General features: G+C 58.8%; 16 protein-coding genes. 15 read left to right on the forward strand and 1 reads right to left on the reverse strand.

The features are described 5' to 3' along the window. Positions 1 to 23: 23 nt before the first annotated feature. Positions 24 to 806 (reverse strand): type I methionyl aminopeptidase, encoded by a 783-nt coding sequence (gene map / locus AC1RME_RS18410; protein WP_096819629.1) that lies wholly within the window; start codon positions 804 to 806, stop codon positions 24 to 26. 373 nt (positions 807 to 1,179) lie between these two features. Between map and rpsB the strand changes: the two genes are divergently transcribed. From rpsB to rnhB, 15 genes are all read left to right on the forward strand, one after another. After that, positions 1,180 to 1,917, forward strand: coding sequence for a 30S ribosomal protein S2 (gene rpsB / locus AC1RME_RS18415; protein WP_003222119.1), 738 nt, complete (start codon positions 1,180 to 1,182; stop codon positions 1,915 to 1,917). A gap of 191 nt (positions 1,918 to 2,108) precedes the next feature. Then, positions 2,109 to 2,972, forward strand: a complete 864-nt coding sequence (tsf, locus tag AC1RME_RS18420; RefSeq protein ID WP_096819628.1) for a translation elongation factor Ts — start codon at positions 2,109 to 2,111, stop codon at positions 2,970 to 2,972. Between the two features lie 210 nt (positions 2,973 to 3,182). Continuing rightward, complete coding sequence (gene pyrH, locus AC1RME_RS18425; RefSeq protein WP_003222124.1) at positions 3,183 to 3,926, forward strand: UMP kinase; 744 nt, start codon at positions 3,183 to 3,185, stop codon at positions 3,924 to 3,926. Beyond that, entirely contained in the window at positions 3,923 to 4,480 is a 558-nt protein-coding gene (frr, locus tag AC1RME_RS18430) for a ribosome recycling factor (protein WP_096819627.1), read from the forward strand. The genes pyrH and frr overlap by 4 nt, the downstream gene beginning before the upstream one ends. A 14-nt stretch (positions 4,481 to 4,494) precedes the next feature. Next, the gene (gene uppS / locus AC1RME_RS18435) at positions 4,495 to 5,250 is read left to right on the forward strand and encodes a polyprenyl diphosphate synthase (protein ID WP_096819626.1); all 756 of its coding nucleotides are present in this window, start codon (positions 4,495 to 4,497) and stop codon (positions 5,248 to 5,250) included. After that, positions 5,250 to 6,056, forward strand: a complete 807-nt coding sequence (locus tag AC1RME_RS18440; protein WP_096819625.1) for a phosphatidate cytidylyltransferase — start codon at positions 5,250 to 5,252, stop codon at positions 6,054 to 6,056. Before uppS ends, AC1RME_RS18440 begins: the two co-directional genes overlap by 1 nt. Then, positions 6,053 to 7,243, forward strand: coding sequence for a 1-deoxy-D-xylulose-5-phosphate reductoisomerase (gene ispC, locus AC1RME_RS18445; protein ID WP_096819624.1), 1,191 nt, complete (start codon positions 6,053 to 6,055; stop codon positions 7,241 to 7,243). The genes AC1RME_RS18440 and ispC overlap by 4 nt, the downstream gene beginning before the upstream one ends. Before the next feature lie 52 nt (positions 7,244 to 7,295). Beyond that, the gene (rseP, locus tag AC1RME_RS18450) at positions 7,296 to 8,648 is read left to right on the forward strand and encodes a sigma E protease regulator RseP (RefSeq protein ID WP_096819623.1); all 1,353 of its coding nucleotides are present in this window, start codon (positions 7,296 to 7,298) and stop codon (positions 8,646 to 8,648) included. 74 nt (positions 8,649 to 8,722) lie between these two features. Next, positions 8,723 to 11,098 (forward strand): outer membrane protein assembly factor BamA, encoded by a 2,376-nt coding sequence (gene bamA, locus AC1RME_RS18455; RefSeq protein ID WP_096819622.1) that lies wholly within the window; start codon positions 8,723 to 8,725, stop codon positions 11,096 to 11,098. Positions 11,099 to 11,143: 45 nt separating this feature from the next. After that, a complete protein-coding gene (locus AC1RME_RS18460) occupies positions 11,144 to 11,647 on the forward strand; it encodes an OmpH/Skp family outer membrane protein (RefSeq protein WP_003222140.1) in 504 nt (167 codons plus the stop codon). A gap of 3 nt (positions 11,648 to 11,650) precedes the next feature. Further along, entirely contained in the window at positions 11,651 to 12,706 is a 1,056-nt protein-coding gene (gene lpxD / locus AC1RME_RS18465) for a UDP-3-O-(3-hydroxymyristoyl)glucosamine N-acyltransferase (RefSeq protein ID WP_096819621.1), read from the forward strand. Between the two features lie 106 nt (positions 12,707 to 12,812). Further along, positions 12,813 to 13,253, forward strand: coding sequence for a 3-hydroxyacyl-ACP dehydratase FabZ (gene fabZ, locus AC1RME_RS18470; protein ID WP_042557884.1), 441 nt, complete (start codon positions 12,813 to 12,815; stop codon positions 13,251 to 13,253). Continuing rightward, on the forward strand, positions 13,250 to 14,026 hold the full coding sequence (lpxA, locus tag AC1RME_RS18475) for an acyl-ACP--UDP-N-acetylglucosamine O-acyltransferase (protein WP_085712845.1): 777 nt from the start codon (positions 13,250 to 13,252) through the stop codon (positions 14,024 to 14,026). Before fabZ ends, lpxA begins: the two co-directional genes overlap by 4 nt. Before the next feature lie 2 nt (positions 14,027 to 14,028). After that, on the forward strand, positions 14,029 to 15,159 hold the full coding sequence (lpxB, locus tag AC1RME_RS18480; RefSeq protein WP_096819620.1) for a lipid-A-disaccharide synthase: 1,131 nt from the start codon (positions 14,029 to 14,031) through the stop codon (positions 15,157 to 15,159). 11 nt (positions 15,160 to 15,170) lie between these two features. Then, a complete protein-coding gene (gene rnhB, locus AC1RME_RS18485; RefSeq protein WP_085712847.1) occupies positions 15,171 to 15,797 on the forward strand; it encodes a ribonuclease HII in 627 nt (208 codons plus the stop codon). Positions 15,798 to 15,848: the final 51 nt, after the last annotated feature.

Genomic DNA, 15,848 nt, shown 5'->3' on the forward strand with positions numbered 1-15,848 from the left:
ATAGGCTGGGAGCGGTGTCGGGATCAGGCCGATACGCGCGGGATCGTGTCATCGCTGCGCAGGGTGAAGATCTCGTAGCCGGTGTCGGTGACAAGCAAAGTGTGTTCCCACTGTGCCGACAGCTTGCGATCCTTGGTGATCGCGGTCCAGCCGTCGCCCAGTACCTTGGTGTCGGCCTTGCCCTGGTTGATCATCGGTTCGATGGTGAAGGTCATCCCGGCCTTCAGTTCCATGCCGGTGCCGGCGCGGCCGTAGTGCAGGATCTGCGGCTCTTCGTGGAACACCTTGCCGATGCCGTGACCGCAAAACTCGCGCACCACGGAGAAGCCGTTCTTTTCAGCGTGCTTCTGGATGATCTCGCCGATGTCGCCGAGACGGCAGCCGGGTTTGACGATCTCGATCGCCTTGTACATGCATTCCTGGGTGACCTGGGACAGGCGCTCGGCCCAGACCGGCACGGTGCCGACGTGGAACATGCGGCTGGTGTCGCCGTGGTAGCCGTCCTTGATTACGGTGACATCGATGTTCAGGGTGTCGCCGTTTTTCAGTGGCTTGTCGTTCGGGATGCCGTGGCAGACCACGTGGTTGATCGAGGTGCAGATCGACTTCGGGTAGCCCTTGTAGTTGAGCGGGGCAGGGATGGCCTTCTGCACGTCGACAATGTAGTCGTGGCAGATCTGGTTCAGCTCATCGGTGGTCACGCCCGGCTTGACGTGTTCGGCAATCATTTCCAGCACATCGGCGGCCAGTTTGCCGGCGACACGCATGGCGGCGATGTCCTCGGGGGTTTTGAGGGTGACGGTCATACAGGCTCTCTCTGCGCTCGGCGGCGCTTGTTGATACGGGCAGGGCGACGGTTTTCGCCTGGTGGCCCTGAAAAACGCGATTCTAACAGACCAAAGGCGCAAATCCGCGCCTGCGTGCATCGCTTCGACCTATACAATAGTGCGCGGCAGGGCGATTCCAAGGGGCTGGCGCCCATGTCCCTGACGCGATTACAGATTCCGGGTTCCGTTTGCGCCCTTCCTGTGATATAAAATGCGCCGCTTTCCGGGGATAGCTCCGGGAGCATTAACCCACACACGTGTCGACACGATGACCTGGGTGCCTTTGATCCTCGGATCAGGGGTTGGTCATTGGGATACGTGGAGGCCCAACCCGACTTATCAAGGAACTATCATGTCCCAAGTCAACATGCGCGATATGCTGAAGGCCGGTGTGCACTTCGGTCACCAAACCCGTTACTGGAACCCGAAAATGGGTAAATACATTTTCGGCGCGCGTAACAAGATTCACATCATCAACCTTGAAAAAACCCTGCCAATGTTCAACGAAGCTCTGACTTTCGTAGAGCGTCTGGCCCAGGGCAAAAACAAGATTCTGTTCGTCGGCACCAAGCGTTCCGCTGGCAAGATCGTTGCTGAAGAAGCAGCACGTTGCGGTTCGCCGTACGTCGATCACCGCTGGTTGGGCGGCATGCTGACCAACTTCAAAACCATTCGTGCTTCCATCAAGCGTCTGCGTGACCTTGAAGTTCAAGCCGAAGACGGTACTTTCGCCAAGCTGACCAAGAAAGAAGCGCTGATGCGCTCCCGTGATCTTGAGAAGCTGGATCGCTCCCTGGGCGGCATCAAGGACATGGGCGGTCTGCCAGACGCACTGTTCGTGATCGACGTTGACCACGAGCGCATCGCAATCACCGAAGCCAACAAGCTGGGCATCCCGGTCATCGGCGTTGTCGATACCAACAGCAGCCCGGAAGGCGTTGACTACATCATCCCAGGCAACGATGACGCAATCCGCGCTATCCAGCTGTACATGGGTTCGATGGCTGACGCAGTAATCCGCGGTCGCAACAACGTTGCTGGCGGTACTGTTGAGTTCGCAGCTGAAGAAACTCAGGCTGCAGCTGAGTAATTGACGCCCTGGCGTTGACTCAGTAAGCAAAAAGGGGGCTTGGCCCCCTTTTTGCCACCTCGAAAACCAACTTGTCGGCAGCGCAGCTACAGCATCTGTAACGTGCAGCGGCTACAAGGTGGCTCGGGAAGAATTGAACGCCCGTTCGATCGGGTGGAATGGTTGAAAACCTATCCAAGAGGAATTTGAAAATGGCAGCAATTACTGCAGCGTTGGTTAAAGAACTGCGCGAGCGTACCGGCGAAGGCATGATGGATTGCAAGAAAGCCCTGGAAAAGGCTGACGGCGACATCGAAAAAGCCATTGATGACATGCGTGCTTCGGGCGCGATCAAGGCTGCCAAGAAAGCTGGCAACGTTGCCGCTGAAGGCGCAATCGCCATCAAGTCGAACGACAAGGCAGCCGTACTGCTGGAAGTCAACTCGCAGACCGACTTCCTGGCCCTGCAAGACGACTTCAAAAACTTCGTTGCTGCCAGCGTAGAAAAAGCCTTCGACGAAAAACTGACCGACGCAGCTCCGCTGATCGCCGCTCAGGAATCGGCTCGTGAAGCTCTGGTTGCCAAAGTTGGCGAGAACGTCAACATCCGTCGTCTGGTACGCGTAGAGGGTGACGTTGTCGGCACCTACCTGCACGGTAACAAGATCGGTGTTGCTGTTGTCCTGAAAGGCGGTGACGTCGAGCTGGCCAAAGACATCGCGATGCACGTTGCTGCAAGCAACCCTGAGTTCCTGCTGCCTTCGCAAGTCTCCGACGAAGCGATCGAGCGTGAGAAGGCTGTGTTCCTGCAGCTGAACGAAGAGAAGATCAAAGGCAAGCCAGAAAACATTGTTGAGAACATGGTCAAAGGCCGTATCAGCAAGTTCCTGGCAGAAGCGAGCCTGGTTGAGCAGGCGTTCGTCAAGAACCCTGAAGTCAAGGTTGGCGATCTGGCCAAGAAAGCCGGTGCTGAAATCGTTTCCTTCACCTACTTCAAAGTAGGCGAAGGCATCGAGAAGCCGGTCGACAACTTCGCTGAAGAAGTTGCTGCCCAGCTGGCTGCCGCCAAGCAATAAGACGGTTTTTCAACTGTCGCCCGAAAGAGGCTGCCCGCTCACGCGCGCAGCCTCTTTTCAGATAGGGTTACCAATTTTTAATTGGTTTCCCCTTGGAACTGACTTACAAAGCCATGTTCCGATGGCGCTGAAGCAGCGCCAAGCTAGAGTGAACGCCAGCTGTAAACAGCTCGCAAAGAATTTTTAAATACGCCGCAGGAGAGATTCGCAATGGCTCAGCAGGGCAGTGGTTATCAGGCTCGCTATAAACGCATTCTACTCAAGCTTAGCGGCGAGGCCCTGATGGGCTCGGAAGAGTTCGGGATCGATCCGAAAGTGCTGGATCGCATGGCGCTGGAAGTCGGCCAGTTGGTCGGTATCGGCGTGCAGGTCGGTCTGGTGATCGGTGGCGGCAACCTGTTCCGCGGTGAAGCGCTGAGCAAGGCCGGCATGGATCGGGTCACGGGCGACCACATGGGCATGCTGGCCACTGTGATGAACGCCCTGGCCATGCGCGATGCGCTGGAACGTGCCAATATCTCGGCCATCGTGATGTCGGCCATTTCCATGGTGGGTGTGACCGATCACTATGATCGTCGCAAGGCCATGCGTCACCTGAACTCCAAGGACGTGGTGATTTTCGCGGCCGGTACCGGCAATCCGTTCTTTACCACGGATTCGGCAGCCTGCCTGCGCGCAATCGAAATCGATGCGGACGTCGTGCTCAAGGCGACCAAGGTCGACGGCGTCTACACTGCCGACCCGTTCAAAGACCCGCATGCCGAGAAGTTCGATCATCTGACTTATGATGAAGTACTGGATCGCAAGCTGGGTGTAATGGATCTGACGGCCATCTGCCTGTGCCGCGACCACAAGATGCCGCTGCGCGTATTCAACATGAACAAGCCTGGTGCCCTGCTGAACATCGTCCATGGCGGCGCTGAAGGCACCCTGATCGAGGAAGGTCAACAATGATCAACGAAATCAAGAAAGACGCTAAAGAGCGCATGACGAAGTCCGTCGAGTCTCTGGCTCACAACTTCGGCCGCATTCGTACCGGTCAAGCGCACCCAAGCATCCTGGAGGGCGTAATGGTTCCGTACTACGGTTCCGATACCCCGATCAAGCAAGTGGCCAACATCACCGTCAAGGACGCCCGTACCCTGCAAGTGGTTGCGTTCGAGCGCAACATGCTCGGTGCTGTCGACAAGGCGATTGGTAGCGCGGGTCTGAACCTGAACCCGACCAACCTCGGTGAACTGCTGCTGATCAGCATGCCGGCCCTGACTGAAGAAACCCGTCGTGGTTTCACCAAGCAGGCGCGTGACGTGGCTGAAGACGCTCGTGTTGCCGTGCGCAACATTCGTCGCGATGCCAACAGCTCGCTGAAGGATCTGGTTAAAGAGAAAGAAATCAGTGAAGACGAAGAACGTCGTGCCACTGGCGAAATCGACGACCTGACCAAGAAGTTCGTGGCTGAAATCGACGCGAAGCTGGCAGAGAAAGAAAAAGACCTGATGGCCGTATAAGGGTCGAGCTTTAAATGGATAAGACCAAGCAGACTGCGCCGTCCGCGGTGCCGCGCCATGTCGCGATCATCATGGATGGCAACAATCGCTGGGCGAAAAAACGCTTTATGCCGGGTGTCGCCGGGCATAAAGCGGGCGTGGACGCTGTTCGGGCGGTGATCGAGGTGTGTGCCGAGGCCGGGGTCGAGGTGCTGACCCTGTTCGCCTTTTCCAGTGAGAACTGGCAGCGCCCGGCCGATGAGGTCAGTGCCTTGATGGACCTGTTCTTCAAGGCATTGCGTCGTGAGGCCAAGCGCCTCAACGACAACAACATCAGTCTGCGCATCATTGGCGACCGCTCGCGTTTCCATCCCGAGCTTCAAGCTGCCATGCGCGAAGCCGAGGCCATGACCGCGGGCGCCAATCGTTTTGTCCTGCAGATCGCTGCCAACTACGGCGGTCAGTGGGATATCGCGCAAGCGGCGCAGCGTCTGGCTCGTGAGGTTCAGGCCGGGCATCTGCGTCCGGAAGACATCACGCCGGATCTGTTGCAAACCTGTCTGGCGACCGGTGACCTGCCGCTGCCGGATCTGTGCATCCGCACTGGCGGCGAGCACCGCATCAGCAACTTCCTGCTGTGGCAACTGGCCTATGCCGAGTTGTACTTCTCCGACCTGTTCTGGCCGGACTTCAAACACGATGCCATGCGTATTGCGCTGGCCGATTTCGCTTCGCGTCAGCGTCGTTTCGGTAAAACGAGCGAGCAGATCGAAGCTGGAGCCCGGGTTTAATGCTTAAACAACGAATCATCACTGCGCTGATCCTGCTGCCGATCGCCTTGGGCGGGTTTTTCCTGCTCGAGGGTTCCGGTTTTGCGCTGTTCATCGGGCTGGTCGTGAGTCTGGGTGCCTGGGAATGGGCGCGCCTGGCCGGTTTTACTGCGCAATCGTTCCGCGTCGGTTATGCGGCAGTGGTCGCGCTGATGTTGTTCGTCATGTACATCCTGCCGGGGCTGGCGCCTTGGGTGCTCGGCGCCTCGGTGATCTGGTGGGCGGTGGCGACCTGGCTGGTGCTGACCTATCCGCGCTCCAGCGAACGCTGGGCCAGCGCCGCCAGCAAACTGGTGATCGGTTTGTTGATTTTGCTGCCGGCCTGGCAAGGGCTGGTCCAGATCAAGCAATACCCGCTGGGCAACTGGCTGATCATGGCAGTGATGGTGCTGGTCTGGGGCGCCGATATCGGTGCCTATTTCTCCGGCCGCGCTTTCGGCAAGCGCAAGCTGGCCCCGCAAGTCAGCCCGGGCAAGAGCTGGGAAGGCGTGTATGGCGGTCTGGCGCTGAGCCTGGTGATCACCACGCTGGTCGCCCTGTTTCGTGACTGGACGGTGGCGCAGTTGTTCAAGGGCCTGATCGGCGCTGCGCTGATCGTGTTCATCTCGGTGGTGGGCGATCTGACGGAAAGCATGTTCAAGCGCCAGTCCGGCATCAAGGACAGCAGTAATCTGCTGCCTGGTCATGGCGGCGTACTGGATCGCATTGACAGTCTGACAGCGGCGATCCCGGTATTCGCGGTGTTGCTGTGGATGGCTGCGCCGTGAGTCGCCCGCAGCAGATTACCGTGCTGGGGGCAACCGGCTCGATCGGTCTGAGCACCCTCGATGTCATTGCTCGTCACCCTGAGCGATATCAGGTTTTTGCACTGAGCGGCTTTACTCGTCTCAGTGAGCTGTTTGCCTTGTGCGTGCGCCATGTCCCTCAGTTTGCTGTAGTGCCGGAAGTCGGCGCCGCTCGTGGCTTGCAGGACGACTTGCGTGCCGCGGGGCTGTCGACTCGGGTGCTGGTGGGGGAGGAGGGCCTGTGTCAGGTCGCGGCTGCCCCTGAGGTGGATGCCGTAATGGCTGCCATCGTCGGCGCCGCCGGTCTGCGTCCGACCCTTGCTGCGGTCGAGGCAGGCAAGAAGATCCTCCTGGCCAACAAGGAGGCGCTGGTGATGTCCGGCGCCTTGTTCATGGACGCTGTGCGCAAGAGCGGTTCGGTCCTGCTGCCAATCGACAGCGAGCACAATGCGATTTTCCAGTGCATGCCGCAGGATTTTGCCCGTGGCTTGAGTACTGTTGGCGTACGTCGGATTTTGCTGACAGCCTCCGGCGGTCCTTTCCGGCAGACGCCGATGGCCGAACTGGCGCATGTTTCACCCGACCAGGCCTGTGCTCATCCGAACTGGTCCATGGGGCGCAAGATTTCCGTGGATTCGGCCAGCATGATGAACAAGGGCCTCGAATTGATCGAGGCCTGCTGGTTGTTCGATGCCAGGCCGTCGCAAGTCGAAGTGGTGATCCATCCGCAGAGCGTGATTCATTCTCTGGTTGATTATGTGGACGGCTCGGTGCTGGCGCAGTTGGGCAACCCCGACATGCGCACCCCGATCGCCAATGCGCTGGCCTGGCCTGAGCGCATCGATTCCGGCGTGGCGCCATTGGACCTGTTTGCCATCGCGCGCCTGGACTTCGAAGCGCCCGATGAAGAGCGCTTCCCGTGTCTGCGACTTGCGCGTCAGGCGGCTGAGGCCGGCAACAGTGCTCCGGCCATGCTCAATGCCGCGAATGAAGTGGCAGTGGCAGCGTTTCTCGACGGGCGGGTTCGCTACCTGGAAATCGCGAGTATCATCGAGGAAGTGTTGAATCTCGAGCCAGTGGTTGCTCTGAATGATCTCGATGCGGTGTTCACGGCGGACGCGGCAGCACGCGCTCTGGCCGGGCAATGGTTGACCCGTCACGGTCGATAGACCCTGCGGTACAGGCTCCACGCGGCATAGAACAGGATTGCGGAGAAAGTAGATGAGCGCGCTCTATATGATTGCCGGCACCCTGATCGCCTTGGGTGTGCTGGTCACCTTTCACGAATTCGGCCACTTCTGGGTCGCGCGTCGCTGTGGCGTCAAGGTTTTGCGCTTTTCCGTAGGCTTCGGCATGCCATTACTGCGCTGGCATGACAAGCAGGGTACCGAGTTTGTTGTCGCGGCCATTCCGCTGGGTGGCTACGTCAAGATGCTCGACGAGCGTGAAGGCGAAGTGCCCGCTGATCAGCTTCATCAATCCTTCAATCGCAAGTCCGTTCGTCAGCGTATTGCCATCGTTGCAGCTGGCCCGGTCGCCAACTTCCTGCTGGCCATGGTGTTCTTCTGGGTGCTGGCCATGCTGGGCAGCGAACAGGTGCGTCCGGTCATCGGTGCGGTCGAGTCCGGCAGTCTCGCGGCAAAGGCCGGGCTGAGTGCGGGCCAGGAAATCATTGCCATCGACGGCGAGCCGACTTCTGGCTGGGCTGCGGTCAATCTGCAATTGGTGCGTCGTCTGGGGGAAAGTGGTTCCTTGCAGGTGCTGGTGCGCGAGCAGGGCTCCACGGCCGATTCGCCACGTGAACTTGCACTCGATCACTGGCTGAAGGGTGCCGACGAGCCGGATCCGATTCGCTCCTTGGGTATTCGCCCGTGGCGTCCGGCTCTGCCGCCGATTCTCGCTGAGCTCGATCCAAAGGGCCCGGCACAGGCAGCCGGGCTGAAAACCGGCGACCGTCTGCTGGCGCTGGATGGCAAGGCGCTGGATGACTGGCAGCAAGTGGTCGACACCGTTCGTACGCGTCCTGATACCAAAATCATGCTGCACATTGAGCGCGACGGTGCTCAAATCGACGTCCCTGTGACCTTGGCTGCGCGCGGCGAGAGCAAATCGCCAAGTGGTTATCTGGGGGCGGGAGTGAAAGCTGTCGACTGGCCGCCGGAGATGATCCGCGAGGTCAGTTATGGTCCTTTGGCCGCGATTGGCGAGGGTGCCCGCCGTACCTGGACCATGAGTGTCCTGACGCTGGATTCACTGAAGAAAATGCTGTTCGGCGAGCTCTCGGTAAAAAACTTGAGTGGACCGATAACCATTGCTAAAGTGGCGGGCGCTTCTGCCCAGTCGGGTGTCGCTGATTTCCTGAATTTCCTTGCTTATCTGAGTATTAGCCTGGGGGTTCTGAATTTGCTGCCCATTCCTGTACTGGATGGGGGGCATTTGTTGTTTTATCTGATCGAGTGGGCGCGTGGTCGTCCCTTGTCGGATCGGGTGCAAGGTTGGGGGATACAGATCGGTATCAGTTTGGTGGTCGGGGTGATGTTGCTTGCTCTGGTCAACGATCTGGGTCGACTGTAACGCTTCGCTGAATTGCGAATCTGCCGCATTTTGCGGCAGTTTGTTTATTGCCAGTTGGAATAAGAAAGGACTTCATGAAACGTCTGCTGCTAACTGCGGTTCTCACCGTATTGATGATCGCCGAAGTTCACGCCGAGTCCTTCACTATCTCTGATATTCGCGTCAATGGCCTCCAGCGGGTCTCCGCGGGTAGCGTCTTTGGTGCCTTGCCGTTGAACGTCGGCGAGCAGGCGGATGATCGTCGCCTGGTGGAATCCACTCGTGCGTTGTTCAAAACCGGTTTCTTTCAAGATATCCAGCTGGGCCGCGAAGGCAACGTTCTGGTGATCACTGTCGTCGAACGTCCATCGGTCGCCAGCATCGAGATCGAAGGCAACAAGGCGATCTCCACCGAAGACCTGATGAAAGGCCTCAAGCAATCCGGTCTGTCCGAAGGCGAGATCTTCCAGCGCGCGACCCTCGAAGGCGTGCGCAACGAGTTGCAACGTCAATACGTTGCACAAGGTCGTTACTCGGCCACGGTTGATACCGAAGTGGTATCGCAGCCGCGTAACCGTGTCGGCCTGAAAGTGAAGATCAACGAAGGCACCGTCGCTGCCATTCAGCACATCAACGTGGTGGGCAACACGGTTTTCCCTGAAGAAGACCTGACCGACCTGTTCGAACTGAAAACCACCAACTGGCTGTCGTTCTTCAAGAACGACGACAAGTACGCCCGTGAAAAGCTTTCCGGTGACCTGGAGCGTCTGCGTTCCTACTACCTGGACCGCGGCTATATCAACATGGATATCGCTTCGACCCAGGTGTCCATCACTCCGGACAAAAAACACGTCTACATCACCGTCAACGTGACCGAAGGCGAGAAGTACACCGTTCGTGACGTCAAGCTCAGCGGTGACCTGAAAGTCCCTGAGGATCAGGTCAAGTCGCTGTTGCTGGTGCAGAAAGGCCAGGTGTTCTCGCGCAAGCTGATGACCACCACCTCGGAACTGATCACTCGTCGTCTGGGTAACGAGGGCTACACCTTCGCCAACGTCAACGGTGTTCCGCAGCCGCACGATGATGACCACACCGTGGACATCCTGTTCGCTGTCGATCCGGGCAAGCGTGCCTACGTCAACCGCATCAACTTCCGTGGCAACACCAAGTCCGAAGACGAAGTGCTGCGCCGTGAAATGCGTCAGATGGAAGGTGGCTGGGCTTCGACCTACCTGATCGACCAGTCCAAGACCCGTCTGGAGCGTCTGGGTTTCTTCAAAGAGGTCAACGTTGAAACCCCGGCCGTTCCGGGTGTCGACGACCAGGTTGACGTGAACTACAGCGTTGAAGAGCAGGCTTCCGGCTCGATCACCGCCAGCGTCGGTTTCGCCCAGAGCGCCGGTCTGATCCTCGGTGGCTCGATCACCCAGAACAACTTCCTGGGTACCGGTAACCGCGTCAGCGTCGGCCTGACCCGAAGCGAATACCAGAGCCGTTACAACTTCGGCTACGTTGACCCCTACTGGACCGCCGATGGCGTGAGCCTGGGCTACAACGCGTTCTATCGCACCACCGACTACAAAGACCTCGATGTCGACGTAGCAAGCTATGCGGTAGACAGCCTGGGTGCCGGTGTGAACGTTGGCTACCCGATCAGCGAGACTTCGCGTCTGACCTTCGGTCTGTCCGCTCAGCAGGACAAGATCAAGACCGGTACTTACACCGTTGACGAGATTTTCGACTTCGTCAAGAAGGAAGGCGACCAATACCTGAACTTCAAGGCGTCGGCCGGCTGGTCCGAATCCACCCTGAACAAAGGCGTGTTGCCAACCCGTGGCCGTTCCCAGAGCCTGACCCTGGAATCGACCATTCCTGGCAGCGACCTGTCGTTCTACAAGCTTGATTACCGTGGCCAGCTGTTCCAGCCGATCACCGAGAACTACACACTGCGTCTGCATACCGAACTGGGTTACGGCGACGGTTATGGTTCGACTGATGGCTTGCCATTCTACGAAAACTACTATGCTGGTGGTTTCAACTCGGTACGTGGCTTCAAGGACAGCACCCTCGGTCCACGCAGTACGCCAAGCAAGGGTACCAACCCTGGCACCTTGGCAGACCCGGACCAGGATCCGCTTCCGTTCGGTGGTAACGTCCTGATTCAGGGCGGTGTCGAGGTTCTGTTCCCGCTGCCATTCGTCAAGGATCAGCGCTCCCTGCGTACTTCGGTATTCTGGGATGTGGGTAACGTGTTTGACTCGCAGTGCAAGGATACTGTGAACGCCGATGGCTCGAAGTCCAGCACCAAGTGCAACGACATCAGCCTGAGCAACATGGCCAGTTCCGTCGGTGTCGGCGTGACTTGGGTTACCGCACTGGGTCCTTTGAGCTTCGCGTTGGCCACACCGATCAAGAAACCGGATAACGCTGAAACTCAAGTGTTCCAATTCTCCCTCGGCCAGACGTTCTAAGCGTCTGACCCAAGATAACGACAATGGATTTTGTAGGAGTGCATCGTGCGTAAGTTGACTCAATTGGTTCTCCTGGCCTCCGTACTGGTGGCAGGCCCGGCATTTGCCGACATGAAAATCGCTGTTCTGAACTATCAGATGGCACTGCTGGAATCCGACGCAGCCAAGAAATACGCTGTGGATGCCGAGAAGAAGTTCGGCCCTCAACTGACCAAGCTCAAGACGCTGGAAAGCAGCGCCAAGGGCATTCAGGATCGTTTGATGGCGGGTGGCGACAAGATGCAGCAGGGCGAGCGTGAGCGTCTGGAGCTGGAATTCAAGCAAAAGGCCCGTGACTTCCAGTTCCAGTCCAAGGAACTGAACGAAGCCAAAGCCGTTGCTGACCGTGAAATGCTCAAGCAGCTCAAGCCGAAACTGGATAGCGCAGTGGAAGAAGTCATCAAGAAAGGTGGTTTTGACCTGGTGTTCGAGCGTGGCGCAGTGATCGATGTCAAACCTCAATATGACATCACGCGCCAGGTTATCGAGCGCATGAATCAGCTGAAGTAACCCATGACCGTGACTATCAAACTCGGCCAGTTGGCCGAGTTCCTCGGTGCCACCCTGAGTGGCGACCCCGAGAAGCAAATTACTGGGCTAGCCACCTTGCAGGAGGCTGGCCCAGCTCAGTTGAGCTTTCTGGCAAACCCTCAATACCGCAAATACCTCGCTGGCTCGCAGGCGGCGGCACTGCTGCTCAAAGCGGCTGATGCCGAAGGTTATGCCGGTAATGCGTTGGTGGTGCCGGATCCTTATCTGGCTTACGCACGCATTTCCCACCTGTTCGATCCGAAGCCGAAATCTGCAGCCGGTATCCATCCGACTGCAGTGATTGCTTCGGACGCCGTGGTCGATTCGACTGCCAGCATCGGTCCCTTTGTGGTGATCGAGGCCGGCGCCCGGATCGGTGCAGGCGTGACACTCGGCGCGCATTGCGTTGTCGGTGCCCGCAGCGAAATCGGCGAGGGTGGCTGGCTGGCCCCGCGGGTGACGCTGTATCACGATGTGCGTATCGGCAAGCGGGTGGTGATCCAGTCCGGTGCAGTGCTCGGCGGTGAAGGCTTCGGCTTTGCCAACGAGAAAGGCATCTGGCAGAAAATCGCCCAGATCGGCGGCGTGACCATTGGCGACGATGTGGAGATCGGCGTGAATACCGCCATCGACCGCGGTGCGTTGGCCGATACCGTGATCGGCAACGGTGTGAAGCTCGACAACCAGATTCAGATCGCCCACAACGTTCAGGTCGGTGATCACACCGCCATGGCGGCGTGCGTGGGGATTTCCGGCAGCACCAAAATCGGCAAGCACTGCATGCTCGCCGGCGGTGTTGGCCTGGTGGGGCACATCGATATTTGCGACAACGTTTTCCTGACCGGGATGACCATGGTGACTCACTCGATTACCGAGCCGGGTGCCTATTCTTCCGGTACAGCCATGCAGCCGGCTGCCGAATGGCGCAAAAGCGCGGCACGCATCCGTCAGCTCGATGACCTCGCGCGACGGTTGAAACAGCTGGAAAAGCGGGCAGGGGAAGTGACCCCTGGCGGTAATGCTTCATCTGAAGGCTGATACCATTTCCATATCAAGAGTGCACAGCCTCTGGACTGCCTCCTTGATTTGCTAGAGGAGTGCGCGTCAGTCGCGCTCCCAATCTTTACATAGGCTTCCCCCCGAAATGATGGACATCAACGAGATTCGCGAATACCTGCCTCACCGTTACCCGTTCCTGCTGGTGGACCGGGTGGTGGACCTGGATACTGAAGGCAAGCGAATTCGCGCCTACAAGAATGTCAGCATCAACGAACCGTTCTTCAATGGTCACTTCCCTGCGCATCCGATCATGCCGGGCGTCCTGATTATCGAAGCGATGGCTCAGGCAGCCGGGATTCTCGGTTTCAAGATGCTCGACGTGAAGCCCGCTGATGGCACGCTTTACTACTTTGTCGGCTCCGACAAACTGCGTTTCCGCCAGCCGGTCAAGCCTGGCGATCAGTTGATTCTTGAGGCCACGTTCATTAGCTGCAAGCGCAAGATCTGGAAGTTTGAATGCCAGGCGTCGGTTGATGGCAAGCCGGTCTGCTCCGCCGAGATCATCTGCGCGGAACAAAAAGTATGAGTTTGATTGACCCTCGCGCAATCATCGATCCTTCGGCCGTACTGGCTGAAGGTGTCGAGGTCGGCCCGTGGTCGATCATCGGCGCAGGTGTGGAAATCGGCGAGGGGACAGTGATCGGGCCACACGTGATCCTCAAAGGCCCGACCCGAATCGGCAAGCACAATCGCATCTACCAGTTTTCCTCGGTAGGCGAAGACACGCCTGATCTCAAGTACAAGGGTGAAGAAACCCGTCTGGTGATCGGTGACCATAACGTTATCCGTGAAGGCGTGACGATTCACCGTGGTACCGTTCAGGATCGCTCGGAAACCACCCTGGGCGATCACAACCTGATCATGGCTTACGCCCACATCGGTCACGACAGCGTCATCGGCAACCACTGCATTCTGGTCAACAACACCGCGTTGGCCGGGCATGTGCACGTCGAGGACTGGGCGATCCTGTCCGGTTTCACCCTGGTGCACCAGTATTGCCACATTGGCGCCCACAGCTTTTCCGGCATGGGCACCGCCATCGGCAAGGACGTTCCGGCGTTCGTCACGGTGTTCGGCAACCCGGCCGAAGCGCGCAGCATGAACTTCGAAGGCATGCGCCGTCGTGGTTTCAGCGAGGATGCCATTCATGCCTTGCGCCGCGCCTATAAAACCGTCTACCGCCAGGGACTGACTGTCGAGCAAGCCCTGGCCGAACTGGCCGAGCCTGCAGCCCAGTTCCCGGAAGTCGCGGTGTTCCGTGACTCCATCCAGTCGTCGTCTCGCGGCATCACCCGCTGATCATGGCCAATCTGCGTATTGCGCTGGTGGCGGGTGAGGCTTCCGGTGACATTCTGGGCGCCGGTCTGATGCGTGCCCTCAAGGCACAGCATCCCGCTGTCGAGTTCATCGGCGTCGGCGGCCCGTTGATGCAGGCCGAAGGCCTGAGCTCCTACTTCCCCATGGAACGGCTGTCGGTCATGGGGCTGGTGGAAGTCCTCGGGCGACTGCGTGAACTGCTCAAGCGCCGCAAGGACCTGATCGCCACGCTGATCGCTGAAAAACCGGATGTGTTCATCGGCATCGATGCGCCGGATTTCAACCTCAATATCGAACTCAAGCTGCGTCAGGCCGGGATCAAGACCGTGCACTACGTCAGCCCTTCGGTATGGGCGTGGCGGCAGAAGCGAGTGCTGAAGATCCGCGAAGGCTGCGACCTGATGCTCACGCTGCTGCCGTTCGAAGCCAGATTCTACGAAGAGAAAGGCGTGCCGGTGCGGTTCGTCGGCCATACGCTGGCCGATACCATTCCACTGGAAGCCGATCGCACTGCTGCGCGCGCCGAACTGGGACTGCCGGATGGCCCGCTGGTGGCTTTGATGCCGGGCAGTCGCGGCGGCGAAGTCAGTCGTCTGGGTGCGCTGTTCCTCGATACCGCCGAACGCCTGCGCGCCATGCGCCCGGGTTTGCGCTTCGTCATACCGTGCGCCAATCCCGAGCGTCGGGCCCAGCTTGAAGAGCTGCTGGCCGGTCGCGACTTGCCGGTGACCTTGCTCGATGGCAAATCCCATCTGGCGCTGGCGGCCTGCAACGCGGTCCTGATCGCGTCCGGCACTGCCACGCTGGAAGCGCTGCTGTACAAGCGCCCGATGGTCGTGGCTTACCGTCTTGCACCACTGACGTTCTGGATTCTCAAGCGCATGGTCAAGAGTCCGTACGTCTCCCTGCCGAACCTGCTGGCCCAGCGACTGCTGGTGCCGGAATTGTTGCAGGACGATGCGACGGTCGAAGCGCTCGCCCAGACCCTGTCGCCGTTGATCGACGGTGGCGAAGAGCAGACGCGCGGCTTCGACGAAATCCACCGCACCCTGCGTCTGGACGCCTCCAATCAGGCGGCTGACGCCGTTCTGAACCTGATCGGTCAAACACGATGAGCAAGACAAGCATGCAGATGGGCCTGGATTTCACCCTGGTCGCCGAAGTCGAAGAGTTGGTGGCCGGCGTTGATGAAGTCGGTCGTGGCCCGTTGTGCGGTGCGGTCGTCACGGCGGCGGTGATCCTCGATCCGAACCGTCCGATTCTTGGTCTCAACGACTCGAAGAAACTCACTGAAGCCAAGCGTGAAAAGCTCTACGACGAAATCTGCGAGAAGGCACTGAGCTGGTGCATCGCCCGTGCCGAAGTCGAAGAGATCGACGAGTTGAACATCCTCCACGCCACCATGTTGGCGATGCAGCGCGCGGTGGCGGGGCTGCACATCCAGCCGAAGCTGGCGATGATCGACGGCAACCGCTGCCCGAAACTGCCGATGCGTTCCGAAGCAGTGGTCAAGGGCGACAGCAAGGTGCCGGCCATCGCCGCCGCGTCGATTCTGGCCAAGGTCAGCCGCGACCGCGAGATGGCGGCGTTCGAATTGATCTATCCGGGTTACGGCATCGGTGGCCATAAAGGCTACCCGACGCCCGTTCATCTGGAAGCGTTGGTGCGCCTCGGGCCGACGCCGATTCACCGGCGTTCGTTTGCCCCGGTGCGGCAGGCTTATGAAGCGCTGGAAGGCCTCACGCAGGTTTAGCGGCGAGGCTGATGTTTTGTTCAGGGCCCGGTACAATCCGGGCCTTGTTGT

This window comes from Pseudomonas sp. GW822-FHT03F08, assembly GCF_058801265.1.